Genomic DNA, 25966 nt, shown 5'->3' on the forward strand with positions numbered 1-25966 from the left:
TTTTTAAAAGTCTCCCCTTTTTAAAGGGGGAGATTTAGAGGGGATTAAAATTAAAGATAGAAAGCACTTTATAAATAAAATTGTTAGACAATATCATTATTTTATGTGAATCCAGGCTTAACACCTCAATCAGTTCTGCTATGCTAAAAGCCCATAAAATCAAGCATGGATGATTTACATGAGCGTGACTATTGGTACTCCCCTTCAAGCTTCTGCCTTTAAAGTTTTGCTATTAGGTTCAGGAGAGTTGGGTAAAGAAGTGGTGATTTCGCTACAACGTCTTGGTGTGGAAGTCCATGCAGCAGACCGTTATGATCACGCACCTGCCATGCAAGTTGCACATTATTCTTATACTTTAAACATGGCAGATGCCGAAGAACTCAAACAACTTATACAACAAGTTAAGCCCAATCTAATTATTCCTGAAATTGAAGCCATTGCGACTGAAGTTTTAGTCGAAATCGAAGAACAAAATATTGCCACCGTTATTCCTTCAGCAAAAGCAGTCAACCTGACCATGAACCGTGAAGGTATTCGCCGTTTGGCAGCTGAAGAACTTGGCTTACCAACTTCTGCTTATCGTTTTGCCGACTCTTTAGAATCTTTCCGTGCAGCTTGCGATGATATTGGCTATCCAAACTTTGTCAAACCGGTGATGTCTTCTTCAGGCAAAGGTCAATCTCGCCTTAAAAGCTTTGATGAAGTCGATGCCGCTTGGGAATATGCCCAAACTGGTGGTCGTGTGAATCAAGGTAAAGTGATTGTGGAATCACAAATTGATTTCGATTTTGAAATTACCTTACTCACAGTGCGCGCTAAAAATGCTGAAACGGGTGAAATTAAAACCCAATACTGCGACCCGATCGGACATCGTCAAGATGCTGGCGATTATGTAGAAAGCTGGCAGCCTCAAGCCATGACTCCTGCTGCATTGGAAGAGTCTAAACGGATTGCGCATAAAGTAACGGCTGCTTTAGGCGGCTGCGGTATTTTCGGGGTCGAACTGTTTGTCAAAGGCGATAAAGTATGGTTTAGTGAAGTATCACCACGCCCGCATGACACGGGGCTTGTGACACTTGCATCGCAATTCCAGAGTGAATTTGAACTGCATGCACGTGCCATTTTAGGCCTGCCTGTCAATACAACACGCCATAGTGTTGCAGCAAGTGCGGTTATTTATGCAGGCGTTGATGATCGCAATTTGTCTTTTTCTGGCTTAAATCTTGCTTTGTCTAATCCGGATACAGATTTACGCCTTTTTGGTAAACCCGAAGGTTTTAAACGTCGTCGCATGGGTGTTGCAACGGCACGTGCTGAAACAACCGATCAGGCACGTGAACTCGCACTACGCACAGCGACTCAAGTCAGTGTTCAGCAAAACTAAACGTGTAACCTTATTTACGGACCCCTGTTCATGATCAATACCTCTCCGCTGTTGAATTACGTTAAAAGTAACCATGACATTCAAGCGATCAATCAATGGCGCACAGATGTTGAAAAGCAGCTTCAGGAAGGTTTTGAAAATGGACAGTCGATTCGTGAAGTCATTTCGGCTCGATCCAATTTAATTGATGAAGCATTACAGTTTCTCTGGAAACATGCTGAACTCGAGCAGACTGATTTAGGTTTATTTGCTGTTGGCGGTTATGGTCGTCGGGAAATGTTGCCCTATTCAGACGTCGACATCATGATTTTATCGGAAGATGAAATCACCGCAGATCAGGAAAAATTGATTTCCACCTTTATTTCATCACTTTGGGACGTGGGTAATTTCAAGCCTGGCATTAGTGTTCGCACCATTTCTGACTGTGTGGAACAGGCCACCAATGATTTAACTGTTGCCACGGCTTTGATTGAATCACGCCTCATTATTGGCAATCAGCATTTAGCCAAATGGCCACGTCGTATCGTGTCCCAAACTTGGACAGATAAAACCTTTTTTGATGCCAAAATGGATGAGCAAGCACGACGCCATGCCCAACACAACAATACTGAAAGTAATTTAGAACCAGATATTAAAAATGCCCCGGGCGGTATTCGCGACATCAATCAAATTGGCTGGATTGCAAAACGTCATTTCCGGGTTAATCGCATTTATGACTTGGTGCATTTAGGTTTTATTTCAGATTTTGAACTCGGTGTTTTAGAAGAAGCGGAAAGTTTCTTGTGGGAAATTCGCCATCATTTACATCGCTTAACCAAACGCGATGAAAACCGTTTATTGTTCGATTATCAACGTGATATTGCAGCCCTTTTTGGCTACACCCGTGAAGAACATCACTCACAAAACTATCCCATCGAACAATTCATGAAGCGTTATTATCGTAGCGCGCAGCAAGTCTCAACATTAAATGAAATGCTGCTGGCTTACTTTAATGAATCGGTCATTACGCCACGTCTGCCCAACTATGAACGTAAAATTGAAGAAATTAACGAAAACTTCAAACTGGTGGATGGCAAACTGGCGGTACAACATCACAAAATTTTCTCGGAACGTCCAAGCGCCATTCTAGAAATCTTCTACTTATTGGCTAATCGTCCGGAAATTGAAGGGATTCGCGCACGCACCTTGCGTCTTCTGATCCTTGCGGCAAAACGCATTGATCAAAATTATCGGGATAATCCCGAACATCAAGCCTTGTTTATGGCCATTATTCGTTCACCGCATCGTCTGTATGACACTTTGGTGGCGATGAAGCGCTATAGCGTTCTAGGTAATTATATTCCTGCATTTGGTCAGATTATGGGACTGATGCAATATGACCTGTTCCATATTTATACTGTAGATGCACACACCCTATTATTGCTGCGTAATTTAAATCGCTTTAAAGAACCCGAATTTGCCAAAGACTTCCCTGTGGTGAGTTCAGTCTTCCAGCGTCTGGCACGTCGCGATATTGTCTATTTAGCTGCTTTATTCCATGACATTGCCAAAGGTCGTGGCGGTGATCACAGTGAACTGGGTGCAGAAGATGCAATCAAATTCTGTCGCAAACATGGCTTTACCGAGCGTGAATGTAATCTGGTCGCATGGCTGATTCAAAGTCATTTACTGATGTCGATGACAGCTCAGAAGAAAGATATTTCCGATCCAGACGTGGTTCAAGCGTTCGCTGAAAAACTCGGTGATATGGAACATTTGGATTATCTGTACACATTGACCGTGGCAGATATTAACGCGACCAATCCTAAACTTTGGAATACATGGCGCTCATCGCTAATGCGTCAGCTTTATACCCATGCACGTGATGTGATTCGTACTGGTCTTGGACGTCCTGTTGATTATCAAATGCTGATTGAAGACACCAAATTTGCAGCCAGTGAACTGTTGGTCAATGATTTCTCCCTGTACGATGTAGAAACCATTTGGCAGGAACTGGGTGATGAATATTTCATTAAAGAATCGGCAGATGAAATTGCATGGCATACCCGTGCCATCTTGCAACATGGCAATAACACTGAGCCTCTAGTGCTCATGCGTGCCCATCGTCAATTTGCCCAAGATGCAGTGCAGATCTTTATTTATACTCAAGATCAACCAAATTTATTTGCCACCACAGTGGCTGTATTTGACCGTATGAACCTAGACGTTCAGGATGCGCGAATTATTACTGCATCTACTGCATTTAGTCTGGATACTTACGTGGTTCTAGACCGTTTTGGAACCTTGCTGACCGACCCGGAACGTGAAAAAACTGTGATTGAGGCATTGGTGGAAGCACTGAGCCACTCAGATAAATATCCAGGTTTAATGCAACGTCGTATTCCACGCCAATTACGCCATTTTGATATTGAAAATACCGTTGACATTACCCTGAATGCTGCGTTACAGCAAAATATGGTGGAAATAGCAACACTTGACCATCCGGGTTTACTGGCTAAAGTAGGCGGTTTATTTATGATGCAAGGTTTAGATATTCACTCTGCTAGAATTGCAACGCTTGGTGAACGCGCAGAAGATATTTTCTTTGTCACTAAAAAAGATGGCATTCCAATGTCCGATTCAGAAGCTGAAACTTTTGCTGCTCAATTAAAATCAGCACTTGATGAAGCCTCGAGTCAAGTCTCTGGCCAACATTAACTTAATTTAAGCGGTATCGATTTTATGAACTCAAGTTTGTCATTATTGCACCCCTATCCTTTTGAAAAGTTAAATAAACTTTTTCAGGATATTAAACCTGCCGATTTACCACTGATTCCATTATCGATTGGTGAACCGAAGCATCCTGCGCCAGAGTTTGTAAAACAAGCAATTATTGACAACTTTAAGCATTTATCGACTTACCCGAACAGTAAAGGCTTGCCAGAACTTCGCCAAAGCATTGCCAACTGGCTGACGCGTCGTTTCAAGCTGAACAGTATTAGTGCTGAAAGCAACGTGCTCCCTGTATCTGGAACACGTGAAGCGATCTTCTCTTTTGTACAAGCTTTGGTGAACCGTGAAGATGCACCTTATGTGGTGATGCCAAATCCTTTTTATCAAATTTATGAAGGTGCGACTTTGCTTGCCGGTGCAAAACCGTACTTCATTAACTGTACCGAAGAAAACAATTACCTCGGTGATTTTGATGCCGTTCCTGCGGAAGTCTGGGAAAAAACAGCATTACTCTTTGTTTGCACACCGGGCAATCCAACCGGTGCTGTATTGTCTAAGGAACAATTCAAGAAATTGATTGAACTTTCAGACAAATATGACTTTGTCATTGCATCAGATGAATGTTATTCAGAACTCTGGTTTGATAAAGCACCCGTGGGCTTACTTGAAGTGTGTGCTGAAATTGGACGTGACGACTACAAAAACTGTGTCGTGTTCCACTCACTTTCTAAACGCTCAAACTTACCGGGGATGCGTTCAGGTTTTGTCGCTGGTGATGCCGCATTACTCAAACCTTATCTTCAATACCGTACCTACCATGGTGCAGCGATGCCGGTTCAACATCAGCTGGCGTCTATTGCCGCTTGGGACGATGAAGCACATGTTGAAGAAAACCGTAAACTTTATCGTGCCAAATTTGAACTATTCCAAAAAGAGCTCGGTCACTTATTGCCACTGAAAAAACCGGATGCAGGTTTTTATTACTGGTTAAAAGTAGACAATGATGAAACTTTTGCCAAAATGCTGATGGAAAAAGCGCATATTAAAGTGCTTCCTGGACGTTACCTGTCTCGTGATACCGAACAAGGCAATCCGGGTGAAAACCACGTACGTCTAGCCTTGGTTGCAGATATTGCGCAGTGTGAAGAAGCAATTCAGCGCCTGAAAACTATTCTCTAATGCTTTAAGCACCAACCCTATTCATAATAATCCACTGTTTCTACAGTGGATTATTTATTTGTAGTTCATGAATTAAGCTATAAGTGATATTTGGATCAACCATTGGGATAGATTCAAGTTTTGCCTGCATTCCCGCACCAATCACTTTAGCATCCAATAGTTTTGAGCCTGTACTTTTTAATCTTTCGACTTTAGCAATCATCCCGCTACTCTCGATCATGGTCATTTTTACTTTTACCGGTGATTGAGCAGCCTTTAACTCGGTTGCCGTAAAATTGAATTTGGGCGGAATTAACCAGTTGACCTGATAATTTTTATTCAGCAGTTTTGCATCAATTTTATAACCCAATGCTGGCGACACATATTTTTTTTGGCATGGTTAAGCTTTGCAACAATGCATCAATTTTTTGATCATTTGCAAATACTTGGCTTGGTGCACAAACCAATACCACCGCAGTTAAACGTGGAAAATTGCTTTTTTGACATTTGAATACACAATATAAATGAATTAAGGGCGATCCATGGACCGCCCTATATATTTTTCCAGCTCAAAAAAAATTACTTGGCTAAAGCAGCTTGCACTTCACTTTCCAGATCTTCAGGTTTGGTGGTGGGTGCAAAACGATTTAATATTTTGCCATCTTTACCAATCAAGAACTTGGTAAAATTCCATTTGATCCCATTGCCTAGAATTCCTTTACTGTTATTGGTCAAATAACGGAATAAAATGTGCGCTTCTGGACCTTTAACATCCACCTTTGAAAACATAGGAAATGTTACGCCATAATTTTTTTGACAGTAGGCCCCAATTTGTTCATTGGACCCCGGATCTTGTCCGCCAAACTGGTTACAGGGGAATCCTAAAACCACCAACCCTTGATCTTTGTATTTCTCATACAACTTTTCAAGACCTGCAAACTGGGGGGTAAAACCGCATTTACTGGCAGTATTTACAATCAATAAAACTTTGCCTTCATAATCAGCAAATGATTTATTTTTTCCATCTAACAACTCAGCCTCAAACTGATAAATGTTGGTCATGGATATGTTTCCTCGTCATTTTTTTCTTGTGTTTTTAATTCTAATGAAGCTGAATTTACGCAATAGCGCAATCCTGTTGGCTGTGGACCATCTTCAAAAACATGGCCTAAATGTGCGTCACAATGATGACAAACAATTTCAGTTCTTACCATACCATGCGTCGTATCCTGATGTTCTTCAATTGCAGAATTATTTAAGGCTTTATAGAAGCTTGGCCAACCACAACCACTATCATATTTTGTCTCTGAGCTAAATAACGGCTCGCCACAACAACGACAGACATAAGTACCATCTTGTTTTGTGTTCCAGTATTTACCTGTAAATGCAGGCTCTGTTCCCTTTTGACGTGTAATACGGAACTCTTCAGGTGATAACTCTCTTTGCCATTCTCGGTCGGATTTATTGAGTTTTCCCATGGCTACGTACCTTCTTTCTTGCTATTTAAAATAAAATAATCCTATATTTACGTCATTCATATTTAAATTTCTAGTCTTTCGTTAACATTTTACAAAAGACCTATAATTTCCCTTAAAAAGCAAAAAGTAAGCAAAGTTTAAAAATCGAGTGAGCAAATTATTTAAGAAATGCTTTTTTGTGAGCAAATTTAGTGTTACTCTTTGTCATAAGCTTGCTCAGGATTAAAAAATGTCGCAAAAAAAGAGCGTTATTTTTAAAAATTTGCTTCCTTTGATTAAACAGTATCAACAGGCAGGATTTACGCACGAAAAAATTGTTGCTTTACTTCGGGATGAACACAATCTTGATTTAGTAACAACTGAGACATTTAAAAGTTATTTATATCGTTATGCAAAAGTGACCTCCACTCCTTCCGAGAACATTAAAATGCCGAACACTTTCCAAACCCCTCGCGAAATTAAAAAATCGTCTAAGCTCGAGCATGTATGCTACGACATTCGCGGACCTGTGTTACGAGCGGCCAACGAAATGGAAGAAGCCGGTCACAAAATTATTAAACTTAATATCGGTAATCCGGCCTCATTCGGCTTTGAAGCGCCACAAGAAATTATTAATGATGTGGCTTTAAACTTACCCAATGCCGTGGGTTATACAGACTCGAAAGGGATTTTCCCTGCTCGTAAAGCGATTTGTCAGTATTACCAGCAAAAAGGCATTTTGAATATGCAGGTCAATGATGTGTATATCGGTAATGGCGTGTCTGAACTGATTGTCATGGCAATGCAAGGCTTGCTGGATGATGGCGATGAAATGCTGGTTCCAATGCCGGATTATCCATTATGGACTGCTGCGGTAAACTTGTCCGGTGGTACAGCGATTCACTATAAATGTGATGAAGAAAACTACTGGTATCCAGACATTGCGGATATGGAAAGCAAAATCACGCCAAATACGCGTGGTATCGTGATTATCAATCCAAACAACCCAACGGGTGCGGTTTATCCACGCCATGTACTCGAGCAAATTGTTGCCCTTGCAAAAAAATATGACCTGATTTTATTTGCTGACGAAATTTACGACAAAATTATTTATGATGGCATTGAACATGTCGCTGTAGCTGCACTTGCGGGTGACCATTTATGTGTTTCGTTCAATGGTTTATCTAAAGCATATCGTATTGCCGGTTTCCGTTCAGGCTGGATGGCGATTACCGGTGATAAATCACGTGCAATGGACTACATTGAAGGTTTAGACATGTTGGCATCTATGCGCCTCTGTGCCAACCATCAAGCGCAATATGCGATTCAAACCGCTTTAGGTGGTTATCAGTCTATTAACGACTTGATTCGTCCGGGTGGTCGTTTATATGAACAACGCAATATCGCTTGGGAAATGTTGAATGACATTCCGGGTGTATCTTGTGTAAAACCTGAAGGTGCGATGTACTGCTTCCCTAAACTGGATCCAGAAGTGTACCCGATCCAAGATGACGAAAAATTCATGCTCGACTTTTTACGGGCTGAAAAAGTTTTACTGGTTCAAGGTACAGGCTTCAACTGGCCGACTCCGGATCATTTCCGTGTGGTGTTCTTGCCTGCTGAAAATGAACTGCGTGAAGCAATTACCCGTTTAGGTCGTTTCCTGGCAAAAATGCGTTAATTTCTGAAATATAAAAAAACCGCGTGATCTCACGCGGTTTTTTTATGCCTGCTTTTAATCTTTAAGCGGATTGCCATACTGTTTTAAATATTCAATGCCTAATTGCCGAGAGCCTTGATTATTAATATGGTTGGTATCTTTATTTCGGTATAAAGGCACATCATCAATACTGATTCTACATACCTGCTGATTACAGATGACCTTGGTCGGGTTAATAATTTTCAAGTGAGGGTATTTCAGTTTGGCTTCAGCCACAATTCGATTAAATTTCATCAGCTGCGCCTCATAATTCCGTCTAGAAACAGTACATGGGGCATGCGTATTTAAAATCTCATTGCGAAGATTACAATCTGCAGGCACCCCATCTCGATCTAAGCGAGGTACATCATTGAGCAAAATCACTTGATCACTGGACTGATAGGCAATTTTCAAAGCTTTCATAAAGCCAGTTTTGAATATTTCTTCATTTGAATGATGAATGCCATCTTCCAGTTTCACTTCATCACCAAAATACGGTACATATGAACCCGCTAAAATAATCACTGGGTAATGTGTTGTTGCAAGATGGGCAGTAATGGCATCATTGCGTAATTTAAACTTAGCTAGTTCTGCCCAGCGACCAAAATTTGGCTGCAAACGCCGCACCATAGGCAAATAAAATGTTGAACTTTGAGTGACGTCATATCCGCGTAAATTCGCATCTTTAGCCCATACATCCAGCATAGCGGTATAACTGTTGGCATGAGAATCACCAATCAATAAAAAATCGATGTTGGCTTTCGCTTGACCCAATACACAATCATTCGGGTCTGGTAAAGCTTTCGGGTCCTTAATATCCATACATTTATTTCGGATCACATGGGCAAATGAATTGAGTGCCTCTTGCTTGATATAAACAGACTCAGGAAATCTGTCCGGAAAACCCTTATTTATATTGATGATTTTGGCAATAGCGATAAAAATCATGGCTGGCACGAGAAAACCGATAATCATCACTTTGTAATTCGCAGCCATCACAAAACGTTTCGTTGGTTTCTCTACGAATTTATAGGTTAAAAATGCCAATATTATCGACAAGATTACAATTACAGCCTGATTTTCTGCGTTTAATGGCTGCATATAAATGCCGAATAACACGATAATTGGCCAGTGCCATAAATACAAAGGATAAGAAATTCTTCCGATCCAGGTACTCAAGCGATTACTCAGTAACACATTACTTGAGGGTGAAGATTGCCCCAGATAAATGATCAATGCGGTCGCCAGACACGGTATAAGCGCCATGGCTCCAGGAAATGGCGTCTGTTTATCAAAATATACAACTGTCGCAAACAATACAATTAAACCGAGCCAAACCAGACTTTGCAGTAATTTTTTCGGTAGTTTGAGCTGAGGCAAAAAGCCAATCAATGCACCAATGAGCAGCTCAAAAGCACGTACTGGCATACTATAGTAGGCCTTATCTGCGTTTTTAGTTAATTTGTATTGAGCATAGATCAATAAGGTTATGATTAATGTAGTGATGATCACCCAAGTATATTTACGCGACACCTTTCCAACAAACAGTAATAACAATAAAGGCCAGAAAATATAGAATTGCTCTTCTACCCCAAGCGACCATAAATGCAATAAAGGAATACCTTCGGCACTCTGGCTAAAGTAATCTCCCACTTCATTGCGCATATAGATATTTGCCATGAGCAAGGTTGCATACATGACACTATCAAAATATTGTGACAGATCATCAGGTAACATAACCTGCCAGGCAATTACACTGACAACGCTGAGTACCGTAAAATAAGCAGGTGCTAAACGTACCACACGTTTCTTGTAAAATCGTGCGATAGAAAATCGTTTCGATTGAATATCATGGGTTAAAATGAGGGTAATTAAATAACCTGAAATCACGAAAAAGACATCAACACCAATATATCCTCCAGAAAAGAAAGATAATCCAATATGGTTAAAAATCACCAATAAAACGGCGATAGCTCTTAAGCCATCTATATCAGCGCGATAGGAGAAATTCATAATTCAGAAAAATAAAAAAAGTGGCGACATTGTATGCCTTTATTCAGAAAACTCAATTTGCAAAATAAAGGGGGAATATTATTCAATGTGATAAGAGCAGTCTTAAATATTACTTAATGACTCGAACATTAATGTTTTGTAGCGTTTGTAAGTTCTGATCCTATTCATTGTTGGAGACTCATGTTATTTATTGAGATGAATCAATAATAAATACTGCGAGTACATGGATGTCCTCAAACAATATCAAGCTCAGTCTGTTTTTATGCCTCAGTATGTGCTTAGGGATTGGTATTTTACGTTTTTCATATACTGCATTATTACCCAGCACACGTGAAGCATTTGACTGGTCAATAGGTTTTGCCAGTCTTTTAGGCAGTGCAAATTTACTCGGTTATCTCATGGGTGCTTTTGTGGCGATGCGTTTAGCTCAAAACAAAAGCATGACTCTCTACATTCAGATTGCCGCAATTGCGGGAATGTTCAGTTTAATGTGCTGTGCTTTTGCAAATTTTCCTCAGGCTTGGTATATCTTCTGGCGTGTGATTTCGGGAATAAGTGGTGGCTTATTGATGATCTTATCTCCCAGTGTGGTTGCACAATGCTGTGACATTCAGGATCGTTTTAAAATCAATTTTATTGGCTTTAGCGGAATTGGTCTTGGAGTTTTATTGGCTACGCTTTTCTTGCCTTATCTGGATCAGATTTCGATCCAGACAGCCTGGCTTATTTTATGTGGCTTTGCGCTGATTATTTGTGTTTGCTTAAGTATTTTACTGCAACAATTTAAGCATCATTTGTCTGCGCAAACCGTTGTGACCTCCAGTAAAGTAACACCCAATACTCTATTTTATAGCTTGCTGACCGTTTATGCTTGCAGTGCATTTGCCTATATTCCACATTCATTGTTTTGGATTGACTATCTCAGCCATGAACTGGGGCTGAATCTATTCTGGCTCAACTTTAACTGGATTCTTTATGGCTTAGGTAGTGCTTTAGGTGCTTTTACTGCCTACCTTTTAGCCAGAAGATTCGGCAACCTGAATGCTCTTAAAATATTTTATAGTCTCTATATCATGGCTATTTTTATTGCGACTTTAAGTGCAAGTCCAGTCCTGACTTTTGCTTCTTCATTTTTTACCGGAATGCTCAATCCGGCAGTGGTCTTTCTGACTTCATATACCATTTTACAACTCTATGGTCTTGCCTATAAAAAGCTGTGGAGCATCGCAACACTCTGTTTTGCATCTGTGCAACTGATTGGTGGATTAAGTTTTAGTACCCTGCAACATTTTGGCGTGACTTATCATCAACAGTTTATCTTGGCTGCGGTGGTTTTATTATTTGGAACTTTACAATTGGCTTGGTATACCCGCTCGGATCAATGTCACAGGATTAGAGAAATCTGATTTATTTTGATATTTTTAAGAATCTGGAACCAGATAAGGATAAGGGTTGATTGCGCCTTGCCCTTTCACATAGATTCCATAATGTAAATGTGGCGGGGTATTTTTGGCGTTGCCGGTATTACCGATATAACCAATGACCTCACCTGCTTCTACCCAGTCACCTTCTTGAATCTGGTCTGCATAATCATCTAAATGTGCATAATAATGTCGGCTTAAATCCGGACCGATAATCCAGACCACTTTGCCACCTAAATGATTGGTTCCGACTCGAGTGACAATCCCTTGTGTTGCACTGAGTACAGGTGTTCTTCGCTTGGCAAAAATATCAAGACCTTCATGCTTACGTCCTTCGCTACGTGCTGCACCCCAAGTATCTTGTATTTGTCGAGGCTTAATATTTTCAACCGGCATTGCAAGCTGTGCAGGCATATCCATTTGTTGTAATTGCCAATATATAAATGGATAACGCATGCCTACTGCTTCACCAGAGGGTGGCGGATGACAGCCTGCAAGCAGTATGAATGCAATCATTAAACTCAGGCAGGAAATCTTTTTGAACATTTTTAGATGCTGATGCATTAATTTCAAGAATTAAAGTGATTGAATCAATTTCATCTTAAAATTTTAAATCCATTAAATAAAACATGCTTTGTGTAAAAATAAAAAAACCCGCAGCAAGTGCAGGTTCTCTAACATGTGGTTTAAGATTTAGACTTATTCCATGTTGTTGATGACTGCTTGACCGAATTCCGAACAACGTAACAAAGTCGCGTCAGGCATTAAACGCTCGAAGTCATAAGTCACCGTTTTCGCAGCAATCGCACCAGAAACACCTTTGATGATCAAATCGGCAGCTTCAGTCCAGCCCATGTCACGCAGCATCATTTCAGCAGAAAGGATAATTGAACCCGGGTTTACTTTGTCTTGGCCTGCGTATTTAGGTGCAGTTCCGTGAGTGGCTTCATACATCTGGATTGCGCCACCGATGTTTGCACCCGGAGCAATACCAATACCACCCACTTCAGCTGCAAGCGCATCAGAAATGTAGTCACCGTTTAAGTTAAGCGTCGCGATGACTGAATATTCGGAAGGACGCATCAGGATTTGTTGCAAGAATGCATCAGCAATCACATCTTTAATAATGATGTCTTTGCCGTTTTTAGGATTCTTGATGCTTACCCATGGGCCACCGTCAAGAAGCTCACCACCAAAACGCTCAAGAGCGACTTCATAGCCCCATTCTTTGAACGCACCTTCGGTGTACTTCATGATGTTGCCTTTGTGAACTAAAGTCACGCTTGGCTTGTCATTGTCAATAGCGAATTGAATGGCTTTACGAACCAGACGTTGAGTCCCTTCTTTAGATACCGGTTTAATGCCAATACCACAGTTTTCTTCGAAACGGATTTTGGTTACACCCATTTCTTCTTTCAGGAATTTGATAACTTTTTTAGCTTCTGGTGAATCTGCTTTCCATTCAATCCCTGCATAGATATCTTCAGAGTTTTCACGGAAAATCACCATGTCAGTCAGTTCAGGATGTTGAACCGGAGAAGGAACACCTTCAAACCAACGCACTGGACGTACACAGACGTAAAGGTCTAATTCTTGACGTAATGCGACATTGAGAGAACGAATACCGCCACCAACAGGGGTGGTTAATGGACCTTTAATAGAAACGACAAACTCACGAAGAACTTCGAAAGTTTCTTCTGGCATATAAGTACCATAGATTTTATCTGCTTTTTCACCGCAGTAGACTTCCATCCACTCGATCGAACGTTTGCCAGCGTAAGCTTTTTGAACTGCAGCATCTACCACTGCTTTCATTGCTGGTGTAATATCCACACCAATACCGTCGCCTTCAATGAAAGGAATGATGGGATTGTTAGGAACATTCAGTGACAAGTCTGCATTTACGGTAATTTTGCTACCATCTACAGGCACTACAATCTTCTGATAACCCATTATACTTGTGCTCCCTATTGTTATTCTATCTGGCGAATCTAAAAAATAATTGCCAATATGCAATACTTTCAACTTATCTTAACGCATAATATTGTAATCCAATTTAAGTGTTTTTGAGATTTACAGGGGAAATAACGCCATTTCCCCATAAAATAAAACTCAACGTTCCAGTATTTATCATTATCAAAGTAGTTATTTTCTATGAAAATCGTCATTCTTAATAAACCTTATGACGTTCTCTCCCAGTTCCGTGCCGATGAGAAACATCAAACCATGGCTGATTTCACTCAAGACCCTGATCTTCGTATCGCCGGTCGTCTTGATTTAGATTCAGAAGGCTTAATGTTTTTAACCGATCATGGTGGTTTGAACCAGTTCATTACCAACCCTGCCAGCAAAAAGTTTAAAACTTATGTGGTACAGGTCGATGGTGACATCACCGAAGAAGCTTTAGAGCAACTTCGTAAAGGTGTTGAGCTTAAAGACGGCATCACCCTGCCTGCTCAAGCCAAAAAAATTGATGAGCCAGACTGGTTATGGGAACGCACGCCACCGGTACGTTTCCGTGCTAGCGTTCCAACATCATGGGTAGAAATTCAAATTTGTGAAGGTCGTAACCGTCAGGTTCGTCGTATGACTTCTGCGGTAGGTTTTCCAACTTTACGTTTGATTCGTACTCAAATTGGTAGCATCAGCATTGTAAAACTGGGCTTACAACCTGGTGAGCAAGTCGAGATCGAACCTTTACTTTACCCTGACTTTAAAGATGTTCCTGCGGACAAACCGTATGAAGGTCGTTCTTTTGCGAAAAAAACCCCGACCAAGAAACAGCATTTCTCGGTGGCTAAAGATAAAGCACGCGAAGAAAAAGGCGAAGCGCCATTCAAAGGCAAGAAAAAAGCCAGTGGTGGTACAACGCGTATTTGGCAAATGGATGATGCGGATAAACCACGTCGTAAAACCAATGGTACGACACGCCCGAATAATAAAGCACCTCGTGGTCGTGGGCGTAGTAACGGTCGTTAAGATCTAGTTTAAGTAAATCCCTTTTTGAGGGAATGTTCGTGCCTTTGAAGTTACGGACAAAAAAAAGCCGGTGCATATGCACCGGCTTTTTTTATCGACTTCACCCTAAAGCAAAGCCGATAGGTTCAAGCGATTAAACAGAAGCAAGTGCTGCGTTTAATGTTGCGCTTGGACGCATCACAGCATTTACTTTCTCTTGATCAAGAGCGTAGTAACCGCCAATGTCAACCGACTTACCTTGAACGGAAGCAAGTTCAGCAACGATTTTGTCTTCGTTTTCAGCCAATGCTTTAGCAAGCGGAGCAAACTTCGCTTTAAGCTCAGCATTTTCGTCTTGCTCAGCCAACGCTTCAGCCCAGTATTTCGCTAGGTAGAAGTGGCTGCCACGGTTATCAATCTCGCCAGTACGACGTGATGGTGACTTGTCATTGTCGAGCAATTTGCCAGTCGCTTGGTCTAATGTTTTAGCCAATAACTTCACAGCAGGATTGTCTTGTTTGATGCCCATTTCTTCTAACGATACAGCTAGCGCCATGAACTCACCCAGTGAATCCCAACGCAAGTGGTTTTCTTCAACCAATTGCTGTACGTGTTTAGGAGCAGAACCGCCGGCACCAGTTTCGTACATGCCACCACCGGCCATTAACGGCACGATAGAAAGCATTTTAGCTGAAGTACCAAGCTCCATGATCGGGAACAAATCAGTCAGGTAGTCACGTAGGATGTTACCTGTTACAGAAATGGTATCTAGGCCACGTGCTACACGCTCAAGCGTATAACGCATTGCACGAACTTGTGACATGATTTGGATATCAAGACCAGTCGTGTCATGATCTTTCAAGTATTTTTCAACTTTCTTGATCAATTCATTTTCGTGTGGACGGTACGGGTCAAGCCAGAAGATTGCAGGCATGCCAGAGTTACGCGCGCGAGTTACCGCAAGTTTAACCCAGTCACGAATCGGTGCATCTTTCACCTGACACATACGCCAGATATCGCCTTCCTCAACGTTTTGCGACATCAACACTTCACCCGTTTCAAGATCAGTGATGTTGGCAATACCCGCTTCAGGAATTTCGAAAGTTTTGTCGTGTGAACCGTATTCTTCAGCTTTTTGCGCCATCAAGCCAACGTTAGGTACAGTACCCATCGTTTTTGGATCGAAGTTGCCATTCCACTTACAGAAATTGATCATTTCTTGGTAGATACGTGCGAAAGTCGATTCAGGCATTACAGCTTTACAGTCGTAAGGTTTGCCGTCAGCGCCCCACATTTTACCGCCACCACGAATCATTGCAGGCATAGAAGCATCTACAATCACGTCGTTTGGTGAATGGAAGTTGGTGATGCCTTTTGCAGAATCAACCATCGCAAGCGCTGGACGGTGTTCTTGACACGCATGTAAATCAGCAATGATTTCTTCACGTACAGATGTTGGTAAAGTTTCCAGCTTCTCGTAAAGACTCGCCATACCATTATTGATGTTGACACCTAACTCATCAAATAACTTGCCATGCTTTTCAAATGCGTCTTTGTAGTAAATTTTCACACAGTGACCGAATACGATCGGGTGTGAAACTTTCATCATGGTTGCTTTAACGTGTAAAGAGAACAAAATGCCTGCTTCACGACAGTCTTCAAGTTCTTTCTCGTAGAAGTCGCAAAGTGCTTTTTTGCTCATGAACATTGAGTCGATGATTTCGCCATCTTTCAATGCAACTTTTGGTTTAAGAACAATGGTTTCGCCACTTTTTGTGATCAATTCCATCTTCACGTCACGCGCGCGGTCAAGTGTCATTGACTTTTCGCCGTGGTAGAAGTCACCTTCATTCATGTGCGAAACGTGAGTTTGTGACCACTGTTTCCACTCGCTCATTGAATGCGGGTGTTTCTTAACGTAGTTTTTCACTGCAGCAGGCGCACGACGGTCAGAGTTACCTTCACGTAATACTGGGTTTACAGCAGAGCCTAAGCACTTGCCATAACGAACCTTGATTGACTTTTCTTCTTCAGTGGTTGGGTTTTCCGGATAATCCGGGATTGCATAGCCTTTCGACTGAAGTTCTTTAATACACGCTGTTAGCTGACCAACAGAGGCACTGATATTTGGAAGTTTGATAATGTTGGTATCTGGATCTTGTGTAAGATGACCTAGCTCCGCGAGGATATCGGGAACTTTCTGCTCTTCATTTAGGTAGTCTGAAAATTCTGCGAGCACGCGAACGGCTACAGAGATGTCACTTTTGACAATCTCGATGCCGGCCGGCTTAGTAAAGGTCTCAATGATCGGCAGCAGCGAATAAGTCGCCAACAATGGCGCCTCGTCAGTCAGAGTGTAAATGATAGTTGACTTTCCACCAGCCATATATAGCCCCTTGCGTTGGATTGAGTTTTGAGAACCGAGCTTTTGGCCCAGCCCTGCGAACCGGTTTGCTTAAATAAAACATCGAAAGTATCGGTGCTCATTGCACCTCAGCTAAACAACAATATCTTTTCATATTGCTTCTTGGCTGAAAATTCGTATATATCGGTGTTGTTCACCAATGTTTCTATTCTACTTGAAATTTCGACTTTTTTCGAATATGGGCAATCGTAGCCGGTCTCCGCGACTACATTCACACACCTGATTAAAGGGGCGAGAATTTAGGACCTTAACAAGATATAGTTAATATTTATCAATACTTTAACTTATTTACACCCTAGATAACTGATCAAAATTCAAACTAATCAATTTACTGTTTTACAACCCAATTACTTAAAACATGTTGGGTATCATGCAAATAAATCATTCATAAAGGAATACGATGCAAATTTTGTCCTAATAAGTCGAAAAAGTTATCATTGTGAGGTCTGCGCTCCTTACTTAAGTTTTACTAAACTTTAAAGACTTTCGAGCGGAAATCATCAGCGGAACATTGTGGGGAAATCCAAGATATAAATGTTGTCCTTAAAGCTCAGTAAGGTTGGGTGAAGGAGTCACCAATGATTAAGGGCATATCTCAGAGCTTTACCATATTGCACTACTTTTAAATTTTCTCTGTTTATGCTATTTATCGGAGAATTAAGAATAGAAGATAAGGCTTATGAAAGTGAGCTTTCAATTTGCTATATCAGAATTATATTGATTCTGATATGAAAGAATATTGACTGGCATTATATTTTTATTTGTCTTTATTGACTCTGTAGTAAAATCATAAAATGCTGAAAATTCAGCATCATAAATATCTTTAAACTTAATTGTTAAACATAAAAAGTTATTCTTATTATTAACTAATTTTTCTAATTCAACTTTATTTGATTGAATTTCAACAGTCACTGTTTCATTTTCATCCAATTTAGAAAATTCTTTTCTTAGTAATACATCACTCACAAATATGTTAATAAATTTAGCCCTTCCTCTTCCTTCATTTTTTATTAAAAATTTAAGTATATATTTCTCATCATTCTCTAATTGCTTTTCTAAAGTCGCATATTTATTCGAGTTTAAAAATAATCGAGCATGACTTAACTTTAGAAAAGGACGAATTTCTTGTTTCATCATTATTAATTGATCACTCTGCATCTGGGCTAATTTTGATTGTTGCTCAACACTATTTTTCATTTCATCAATTTGAAGTTGCAATGCTCTTTCTTGTTGCTCTAATGCTTTCGTATTTTGTTCTAACTGTTTACCCTGTTGGACATAACCCAAAATTAGCCAAAAGAAAGCCACAGGTGCAAAGATACCTGCCAAAAAATCACCAAGTTCATTTAGTGATGTTGGCGATTTCAACCCTCCAAAAATCCAAAAGGCAACAATCACAGCCAACCAAACGACCGTAATTCCTATTCCCCAATTTAAACTTTTTTGATTCATATTCTTCTAATAAAAAACCGACGCCTAAGCATCGGTTTTACATGGTTTTTCTATACTATGCAAATTAAGCTTTAAGCCACTTCTCTGCTTTCGCCTGATCTTCAACTTTCAATTCAACCGTGGTCAAATCAATTTCACCACCTTGAACTTCAAACTGAATAAATTCATCACGGCGGAATGCAAACACAGTGAAAGTGCCTTCTTGTTTTGAATATATCTCAAGAAGTTTTTCAGATGCTTTTAAGCCATCAATGGCAACAATCACATCATTGGCTGAAAGACCGGCGTTAGCCCCTGCACTGTCACGACGAACGTATTGAATCACCACACCTTCAGGTTTATCTGCAACTTTTAGTCCGAATGGCAAAGCTTTTTCATTTTTCAATTCAAAACTTAAACCAAATTCAGGCAACAACTGATCCAGTGGCAATTCGTCTGTAGTATTGATCAAATGATTAATTTGCTCAAGCCAGCTTTGACCAGTCAATTCCTGACATAAATCAAAGATGGTACGCTCATTCACCTGAATGCCCTTTTGCGCATTTTCATACAGCTTACGCATGAGTGCATCAAGGCTTGAACCTTTAAGACGCAATCCTAAATCCAGACACAACGCCACTAAACAACCTTTGTTGTAATAGCTTGTACCTGCATTATTTGAGTTTTCATCCTGACGGTAGAATTTCACCCATGCATCAAAACTTGATTCCGCTACAGTTTGAATCGCATGACCTGGGTTTTGCAGGTAACGATCAATCTGTGCTTTTAATAAAGCAATATACGATTCTTGATTGATGACACCGCTACGCAGCAAAATCAGATCATCGTAATAAGAGGTAAAGCCTTCAAAGATCCAAAGAAGTGAGGTATAGCCTTCTCTGTTCAAATCATAATTGACAAAGTTTTCAGGACGAATAAATTTCACCAGCCAAGAGTGGAAATATTCGTGACTGCATAAACCCAAGAAACGTTGATAATCTTTCGATGGTTCAACAGGTTCATCCGCTTTTGGCAGATCATCACGCGGCGTAATTAGGCTTGTACTGTTTGGATGTTCCAAACCACCATAACTATTGCCTGTTGCCATGGTCATGAAAGTGTAGTTTTCAAATGGCGCTGAACCAAACATTGAAATTTCTGTGCTACAGATTTTTTCAATGTCTTGCTGCATACGCTGTGCATTCATGGCGTGTTTGCCTGAAACTACGAACTCATGCGGAATACCATTGGCTTCAAAACTAAACCGGGTTTGATCTGCCAGTTCAAATGGCGAATCAATCAGCTGCGCATAATTTTGAGCTTTTAAGGTATAACGACCTTTAACCAAGCTCTTATTTTCCAAACCTGTAGCCAATTGGAAGTGTTTCAGTTCTGGCGGCAAGAACACTTCAACTTCAATGACTTTATCTTCCTGACCTTCTAGTCCCAAGCATGCACAGGCTGGATTCACGTATAAACGTGTTTGATCCACATATGCACCGCGAACAGACAGGTCATAGGCATAAACATCATATTCAACCGTAATCAGTTCATGATCGGTATTGAATAAACGCCATTTGTTCTTTTCAAATTTTTGAATCTGTAAAATGCGGCCATCTTCATCATATGCTTTGACTGACTCAAGATGCTTTGAAAACTCGCGAATCAAATAGCTTCCCGGAATCCAGGTCGGTAAAGAAAGTACTTGGGTAGGATTTGCTAAAAAGCGAAGTGTCACGTGAACTAGATGCTGACGATAATCGTCAAATTCGATTTGATAATGCAACATAATGGGCAATACAAAATAAAAAAAGGTAACTTGGCAATTAGCTTAGCATTTTTTTACAAAGCAATGCGAACTGTCGCAATTGTCTGCAATTCTGACTAGCCATTGCTAAAAAAAAAGCATAGCATGCCCATGATTTTTTGCATTTAAAAGTCAACGGATTGGCAAATAAAGGAACATCATTGAAAGCTGTTATCTACATCCTCGCATCTCTTAGTTTATTGTGCTCCACGATAGTCAATGCTGCGTTACTGAACCTCGTCCCTGAAAGCGTTGAAGCTCCTGCATGGACCATTCTTGATACCCAATCCGGACAAGTGATTGCGGAGCACAATAGCCATGAGCAACGTGCACCTGCATCCATGACCAAAATGATGGTTGCATATATCGCGCTCAAAGAAATTGAAGCGGGGCGTTTAAAAAAGGATGAAATCATCACTGCAACACCGGTGGTAAAAATGGTGCAGTGGGATGAATCACAAATGTATTTGAAAGAAGGTGACCAGATCTCCGTTGATCAGCTACTGGCGGGTTTGGTGGTGATGTCAGCCAATGATGCTGCCGTGACTTTAGCGGAACGTATTTCAGGTACAGTACCCGCTTTCATCGAACGCATGAATAAAGAGGCCAAAGCCTTGGGGATGAACGATACGCATTTTGCCAATGCGCCCGGCATTACCATGCCAGATCATTTTTCATCTGCGCACGACATGGCACTTCTCGGTCAAGCACTCGCATTACAGACACCTGAATACTTACATTATTCAGTGATGCCGAGTTTCAGCTATAACCAGCGTTTTCACCGTGCAACCAATTTGGCGCTTAAATTTGACCCAACTGTTGATGGTTTAAAAACCGGCTTTACCAAAGCGGCAGGTTATAACCTGGCACTGACTGCACACCGTCCTACCGGTAATCCGGCACTGCCTGAACGTCGCCTTATTGTGGTGGTTATGGGCACAAAAAATGCTTTAAAACGTGCTGAAGTTGCCCACACTCTTCTGAACATGGCTTATACCTATACGCGCAATGAAGTGGCGATTAAGGACAAGCAGTTGATTGCTGAATTACCGGTGATTAAATCCACTTTAAAAATGTTTAAACTGGAAACCAGCAAACCACAAATTGTGACGACTTCTTTATATGACCAGCCTTATGCGATTGATCTGCAAACCTATGACACCGTGAATCAGCGCATTATGTTGAATACAGGCAATGGCACTATTCAGGTGATCGATCCATTGCAAGAAACAAAAACTCACTTAAATGTCGAAATCAAAGAAAAATTCCTGACTGCCCCATTAGCTAAAGTAATGGAATTGGCAACGGTACAGGTTTATCAAAACAACCAGTTGATTCGAACCATTGCCATTGAAAATGATGTGCACATTGAAGAAGCTAATTTCTTCCAGAAAATCGCGATTTGGTTTAAACAGCTTTTTACTTTTTTCTCCAGTGATGACGTTGAAGTCAAAACTTATCCACTAGGCTAATTGCGTGACATTTCTTTAAGTTATGTAAGCTGTATAACAATCTAAACAAAAGCAATGAATTGAAGATGGCATATTGATGCCATCTTCTTTTTTTTGTCTTTAAAATAACAAATAGGTCAAATATGAGTAATCTGCATAAAATTGTCATTGTGGGTGGTGGCGTAGGCGGTTTAGAATTGGCTACCCAACTGGGTAACACTTTAGGCAGAACCAATAAAGCCAAAATCACCTTGATTGACCAGAAATTGACCCATATCTGGAAACCGCTTTTACATGAAATTGCAGCGGGCACAATCAATCCGCATGCCGAAGAAACCAATTATTTCGCCCATGCATCAAAACATCATTATGAATTTGTCTTAGGCAGCTTGATTGATCTCGATCAAAGCACCAAACAAATCATTCTTGAAACAGTGCAGTTATCTAGACCCGATCAGACTCAAAAGAATCTTCGTCTGGATTACGACACACTGATTATTGCCGTGGGTTCAACATCGAATGACTTTAATACCGAAGGCGTAAAGCAGCACTGTCATTTCCTCGATAGTCGTAAACAGGCTGACGTGTTTCAGCAAAATTTACTGCATTTATATCTAGAAGCCCAAAACCATGAAACCACGCGTGCGTTGAATATTGCGATTATTGGCGCAGGTGCAACAGGGATAGAACTTACAGCTGAGCTGTTTCAAGCCAAGCAGACGTTCTTTAAATACGGCTTAAATAAAATTGACCCGAAAAATGTCAATATTACTGTCATTGAAGCGGCTGACCGTATCTTGCCTGCGCTTTCTGAAACCATCGCCAAGCATACCAGCCATCAATTAAAGCAATTTGGAATTACAGTGCTGACCCAGCATCGGGTTGCTAAAGTCGATGACGACAAAGTCTATTTTGTCGATGGAACATCGATTGATGCAGAACTGAAAGTCTGGGCGGCAGGAATTAAAGCACCTGCTGTATTGGAACAATTAAAAGGCTTTGAAAAAGACAATCTTCACCGCCTCAAAGTCTATGCAACACTGCAAACCCTATCCGATCCGAATGTTTTTGCTTTTGGTGACTGCGCCCATTGCCAACCCGTTGCTGATGAACCTGTACTCGGTCCACGCGCTCAAGTCGCCAGCCAACAGGCTAGTTTCTTGGTCGATGCAATGAAAGCTCGCATTCAAGGCAAACCACAACCGATGTTCAAATTTTCAGACAAAGGCTCACTAGTGTCACTAAGCCACAATAAAGCGGTTGGAGAATTGCTTGGACAAGTGAATGTGCAAGGTTTTATTGCGAAATCGATGTATATCTCTTTATATCGACTGCATCAAGCCGCCATTCATGGCTACACCCATGTAGGTCTTTTGACCGCTAAGGATTTTGTCACAAGAAAAACAGGTCCAAAGATAAAATTGCATTGAAATTTTAAAAAGCGTCCCTATTATTAAGAAAATGTCATTAAAAACGTAGAAAATGCAGATTTTTGATAAATATGATCTACAAAATCTGCTTTTCACTTTATGATGTCCCCTTTAAAAATTGAATGGATCAATAACATGACTGCTATTGCAAATGACCTCGTGGTTTCTTTCCACTACACGTTGACTAACGCAGAAGGCGAAACTCTCGACCAATCACAAGGTGAACCACTTGCATATTTGCACGGTGCAGGTAACATCATCCCAGGTTTAGAAAATGCTTTGGTAGGCAAAACTGTTGGTGATAAATTTACTGTAAACGTTCCTGCTGCTGAAGGTTATGGCGAATATAACCCAGAAATGGTTCAAGAAGTTCCTGCTCAAATGTTCCAAGGTGTGGACAACATCCAACCTGGTATGCAATTCCAAGCTCAAACTGATGACGGCGTGCAAATCGTGACTGTTAAAGCAGTTGAAGGCGACACAATCGTTGTGGATGCTAACTTCCCGCTTGCTGGTCAAGATTTAACTTTTGAAGTTGAAATCGTTGAAATTCGTGAAGCTTCTGCTGAAGAATTAGAACACGGTCACGTACACGGCGCTGGTGGTCACCACCACTAAGATCGGTACAGATCAAAAAAGGCAAAGTTTTACTTTGCCTTTTTTATTGCCTGAAATTTTTTATACAGAATTCAATCACCTCAGAAAATCAGTTGGTTTAGCTATTTTTTAGCATTTTTTAGAAACATCTCTACAACAGGCTGATTTGTTTTAAGCGCTGAAAATCGATGATGCGAATCTGGCTATAATTCCATTCTACAATGCGTTGTTGTATAAAATATTGCAGTTGCTTATTTAAGGTCTGTCGGGACACATTGAGTAATTCGGCAAGTGCCTGCTGGCTCATTTTAAATTGAATCGTTGAAGGCGCCTGAATTGCGGGTATTGCCTGCTGCCCCAAGATCATTAAATGTCGCGCAATTTTTTGATTGATACTCGCGGTTTGCAAATAGCGGTTTTTCTCCATCAAGCCATACATGCGCTCACTCAGTAATTGAATGATCTGCCACATGGCTTGTGGCTGCTGTTGTAATTGCTCCAGAAAAACCTGACCTGAAATTACGGCAACTTCGACTTGTTCTATGGCATAAAAATCAAAATTCAGCGGTTTTTGCTGTAAAAATGGCACCAGATTAAATACTGAATACATTTTCACATAATCACTGACTTTAAACTCACCATCACTGAGCAACCAGCCAATCTGCATCCGTCCAGACAACAGCACATACACATCATCCAGTTTTTGTTGATAACGTAAAATCTGTTGTTGTGGTAAAAAACGTAGATATTTCACATGCTGCAATAAAGTTTGATGCGACTGTGCTGTGAATGCTGAAAAGACTGCATCCTCCTTGAAAATTTGCTGTAATTTTTCTGCACGACTAAGCATGTGAAAATGATGATCTCATTAAAAATAAAAAACCTAGTACTCCAGATACTAGGTTGTTCATCTCTTTAGACCAACTAAGTTTTAACGCTATGTATATCTCGAATTCAGATCACTACGATTCTACACAGCGCCATCTTACAACTGAGTTATTAGGATACTTTTTCTAAAATTTGACCATTTTCAAAGGTAAAATTAGAAATGTCCTGTTTCACGACTTTCTTCAAGCTCACACTTGGACGACCATCTACACCAAACGGGATATCCCCTTCAATCGTAACACGGCGTACCACACGCAGGTCATCACCATAGTCATTAATCGCACGGTGTTGAGTTGCTCGGTTATCCCAGATTGCGACATCACCCACGCTCCAGCGCCAGCGCACAATGTTTTCTAAATTTACGGCATAGTCTTGGAATAGATCGAATAAGCGACGTGAATCCTGGCTGTTATAACCGACAAAGCGTTTGAAGAAGTGCCCCAACAATAATGTTTTCTCACCACTTTCAGGATGCACACGCACCAACGGATGTTCAGTTTCATATTCAGTCGAATTGAATAGCGCACGATATTTTTCTGCATCGATTCGCGGGCTTGTCGTTACTTTAGAGGCATAGTCATAATCATTGCTATGCACTGCACGCAAGCTATCTGCCAATTTTTTGAGTTCTTCTGGTAGATCATTATAAGCAGATGTCGTATTTGCCCAAACCGTATCCCCACCTGCTGCCGGTGCCACGATACTGCGTAAAATGGAAGCCTTTGGATAATCTTCAATAAAAGTAATATCGGTATGCCATGTATCCGCACGTCCACCACGTGAATCCAGCTCTAGCACATGCGCTGTTCCGCTTTTTACCGGAACCGTTGGATGATTCAATGGCTTTCCTAATAGTGCTGCGAAGCCTTCCTGTTCATCATCGGTTAAGTGCTGCTGATCCTTAAAAAAGATCGCTTTATATTTAACTAGAGCATGGTTAATTTCATAGACCGTATCTTGATCTAAAGTGGACGAAAGTTTGACACTTTCAATCTCCGCACCAATGCGACCGGTAATCGGTTTGACCTGAATATGTTGATATTGGTAATTTGGATCATAGAGTTTGGTTTGAGTTTGGCTCATGGCTATTCCTTATATTTCAATTGTTATTGCAACGTTGTGTTGTTGAAATACA

General features: G+C 40.8%; 20 protein-coding genes. 9 read left to right on the forward strand and 11 right to left on the reverse strand.

Annotated features, from left to right (window positions below; all coding sequences use genetic code 11):
- Positions 1 to 169: 169 nt before the first annotated feature.
- Genes purT through dapC form a run of 3 tightly spaced genes read left to right on the forward strand, consistent with a single transcriptional unit; the run spans position 170 to position 5275 of the window.
- Complete coding sequence (gene purT / locus B9T23_RS06815; protein ID WP_171263064.1) at positions 170 to 1384, forward strand: formate-dependent phosphoribosylglycinamide formyltransferase; 1215 nt, start codon at positions 170 to 172, stop codon at positions 1382 to 1384.
- A 30-nt stretch (positions 1385 to 1414) separates the two neighbouring features.
- Complete coding sequence (glnD, locus tag B9T23_RS06820; protein ID WP_086193539.1) at positions 1415 to 4081, forward strand: [protein-PII] uridylyltransferase; 2667 nt, start codon at positions 1415 to 1417, stop codon at positions 4079 to 4081.
- A gap of 24 nt (positions 4082 to 4105) precedes the next feature.
- Positions 4106 to 5275 carry a succinyldiaminopimelate transaminase gene (dapC, locus tag B9T23_RS06825; RefSeq protein ID WP_086193540.1) on the forward strand — a complete coding sequence of 390 codons (1170 nt, stop codon included), beginning with the start codon at positions 4106 to 4108 and terminating at the stop codon, positions 5273 to 5275.
- A gap of 40 nt (positions 5276 to 5315) precedes the next feature.
- On the opposite strand, the gene B9T23_RS06830 is transcribed toward dapC, so the two are convergent.
- The 3 genes from B9T23_RS06830 to msrB form a co-directional block, all read right to left on the reverse strand.
- Positions 5316 to 5636 carry a hypothetical protein gene (locus B9T23_RS06830; protein WP_143222506.1) on the reverse strand — a complete coding sequence of 107 codons (321 nt, stop codon included), beginning with the start codon at positions 5634 to 5636 and terminating at the stop codon, positions 5316 to 5318.
- A 197-nt stretch (positions 5637 to 5833) separates the two neighbouring features.
- Positions 5834 to 6316 carry a glutathione peroxidase gene (locus tag B9T23_RS06835; RefSeq protein WP_086193542.1) on the reverse strand — a complete coding sequence of 161 codons (483 nt, stop codon included), beginning with the start codon at positions 6314 to 6316 and terminating at the stop codon, positions 5834 to 5836.
- Positions 6313 to 6732, reverse strand: a complete 420-nt coding sequence (gene msrB / locus B9T23_RS06840) for a peptide-methionine (R)-S-oxide reductase MsrB (protein WP_067724171.1) — start codon at positions 6730 to 6732, stop codon at positions 6313 to 6315. Before msrB ends, B9T23_RS06835 begins: the two co-directional genes overlap by 4 nt.
- 229 nt (positions 6733 to 6961) lie before the next feature.
- Between msrB and B9T23_RS06845 the strand changes: the two genes are divergently transcribed.
- Positions 6962 to 8392 (forward strand): pyridoxal phosphate-dependent aminotransferase, encoded by a 1431-nt coding sequence (locus tag B9T23_RS06845; protein ID WP_086193543.1) that lies wholly within the window; start codon positions 6962 to 6964, stop codon positions 8390 to 8392.
- A 54-nt stretch (positions 8393 to 8446) separates the two neighbouring features.
- Here B9T23_RS06845 and B9T23_RS06850 read toward each other — a convergent pair whose 3' ends face one another.
- Complete coding sequence (locus tag B9T23_RS06850) at positions 8447 to 10423, reverse strand: acyltransferase family protein (protein ID WP_086193544.1); 1977 nt, start codon at positions 10421 to 10423, stop codon at positions 8447 to 8449.
- A gap of 227 nt (positions 10424 to 10650) precedes the next feature.
- Between B9T23_RS06850 and B9T23_RS06855 the strand changes: the two genes are divergently transcribed.
- Positions 10651 to 11829 carry a YbfB/YjiJ family MFS transporter gene (locus tag B9T23_RS06855; protein ID WP_086193545.1) on the forward strand — a complete coding sequence of 393 codons (1179 nt, stop codon included), beginning with the start codon at positions 10651 to 10653 and terminating at the stop codon, positions 11827 to 11829.
- Positions 11830 to 11844: 15 nt separating this feature from the next.
- Here B9T23_RS06855 and B9T23_RS06860 read toward each other — a convergent pair whose 3' ends face one another.
- Both B9T23_RS06860 and icd read right to left on the reverse strand, forming a co-directional pair.
- Positions 11845 to 12390, reverse strand: coding sequence for a M23 family metallopeptidase (locus B9T23_RS06860; RefSeq protein WP_086193579.1), 546 nt, complete (start codon positions 12388 to 12390; stop codon positions 11845 to 11847).
- Positions 12391 to 12543: 153 nt separating this feature from the next.
- Positions 12544 to 13797: an NADP-dependent isocitrate dehydrogenase gene (gene icd, locus B9T23_RS06865; RefSeq protein ID WP_086193546.1), complete on the reverse strand. Its 1254-nt coding sequence runs from the start codon at positions 13795 to 13797 to the stop codon at positions 12544 to 12546.
- Positions 13798 to 13998: 201 nt separating this feature from the next.
- On the opposite strand from icd, the gene B9T23_RS06870 reads away from it, so the two are divergent.
- A complete protein-coding gene (locus B9T23_RS06870) occupies positions 13999 to 14823 on the forward strand; it encodes an rRNA large subunit pseudouridine synthase E (protein ID WP_086193547.1) in 825 nt (274 codons plus the stop codon).
- Positions 14824 to 14956: 133 nt separating this feature from the next.
- On the opposite strand, the gene B9T23_RS06875 is transcribed toward B9T23_RS06870, so the two are convergent.
- The 3 genes from B9T23_RS06875 to B9T23_RS06885 all read right to left on the reverse strand — a co-directional run bounded on the left by B9T23_RS06875 (position 14957) and on the right by B9T23_RS06885 (position 20447).
- Positions 14957 to 17188, reverse strand: a complete 2232-nt coding sequence (locus B9T23_RS06875) for an NADP-dependent isocitrate dehydrogenase (protein WP_086193548.1) — start codon at positions 17186 to 17188, stop codon at positions 14957 to 14959.
- 732 nt (positions 17189 to 17920) lie between these two features.
- Positions 17921 to 18679: a hypothetical protein gene (locus B9T23_RS16940; protein ID WP_228145903.1), complete on the reverse strand. Its 759-nt coding sequence runs from the start codon at positions 18677 to 18679 to the stop codon at positions 17921 to 17923.
- Between the two features lie 64 nt (positions 18680 to 18743).
- A complete protein-coding gene (locus B9T23_RS06885) occupies positions 18744 to 20447 on the reverse strand; it encodes a M61 family metallopeptidase (protein ID WP_086193549.1) in 1704 nt (567 codons plus the stop codon).
- 179 nt (positions 20448 to 20626) lie between these two features.
- On the opposite strand from B9T23_RS06885, the gene B9T23_RS06890 reads away from it, so the two are divergent.
- The 3 genes from B9T23_RS06890 (at position 20627) to slyD (ending at position 23964) form a co-directional block, all read left to right on the forward strand.
- Entirely contained in the window at positions 20627 to 21937 is a 1311-nt protein-coding gene (locus B9T23_RS06890) for a D-alanyl-D-alanine carboxypeptidase PBP6B (protein WP_086193550.1), read from the forward strand.
- A gap of 122 nt (positions 21938 to 22059) precedes the next feature.
- A complete protein-coding gene (locus B9T23_RS06895) occupies positions 22060 to 23346 on the forward strand; it encodes an NAD(P)/FAD-dependent oxidoreductase (RefSeq protein WP_086193551.1) in 1287 nt (428 codons plus the stop codon).
- A gap of 135 nt (positions 23347 to 23481) precedes the next feature.
- Positions 23482 to 23964, forward strand: coding sequence for a peptidylprolyl isomerase (slyD, locus tag B9T23_RS06900; RefSeq protein WP_067724159.1), 483 nt, complete (start codon positions 23482 to 23484; stop codon positions 23962 to 23964).
- A gap of 130 nt (positions 23965 to 24094) precedes the next feature.
- Here the strand turns inward: slyD and B9T23_RS06905 are convergent, their stop codons facing one another.
- On the reverse strand, positions 24095 to 24793 hold the full coding sequence (locus tag B9T23_RS06905; RefSeq protein ID WP_086193552.1) for a Crp/Fnr family transcriptional regulator: 699 nt from the start codon (positions 24791 to 24793) through the stop codon (positions 24095 to 24097).
- 149 nt (positions 24794 to 24942) lie between these two features.
- The gene (locus tag B9T23_RS06910) at positions 24943 to 25914 is read right to left on the reverse strand and encodes a TauD/TfdA dioxygenase family protein (protein WP_086193553.1); all 972 of its coding nucleotides are present in this window, start codon (positions 25912 to 25914) and stop codon (positions 24943 to 24945) included.
- Between the last annotated feature and the right edge of the window lie 52 nt (positions 25915 to 25966).

The sequence above is a fragment of the Acinetobacter terrae genome, assembly GCF_002135195.1.
GTDB classification, from domain to species: Bacteria; Pseudomonadota; Gammaproteobacteria; order Pseudomonadales; family Moraxellaceae; genus Acinetobacter; species Acinetobacter terrae.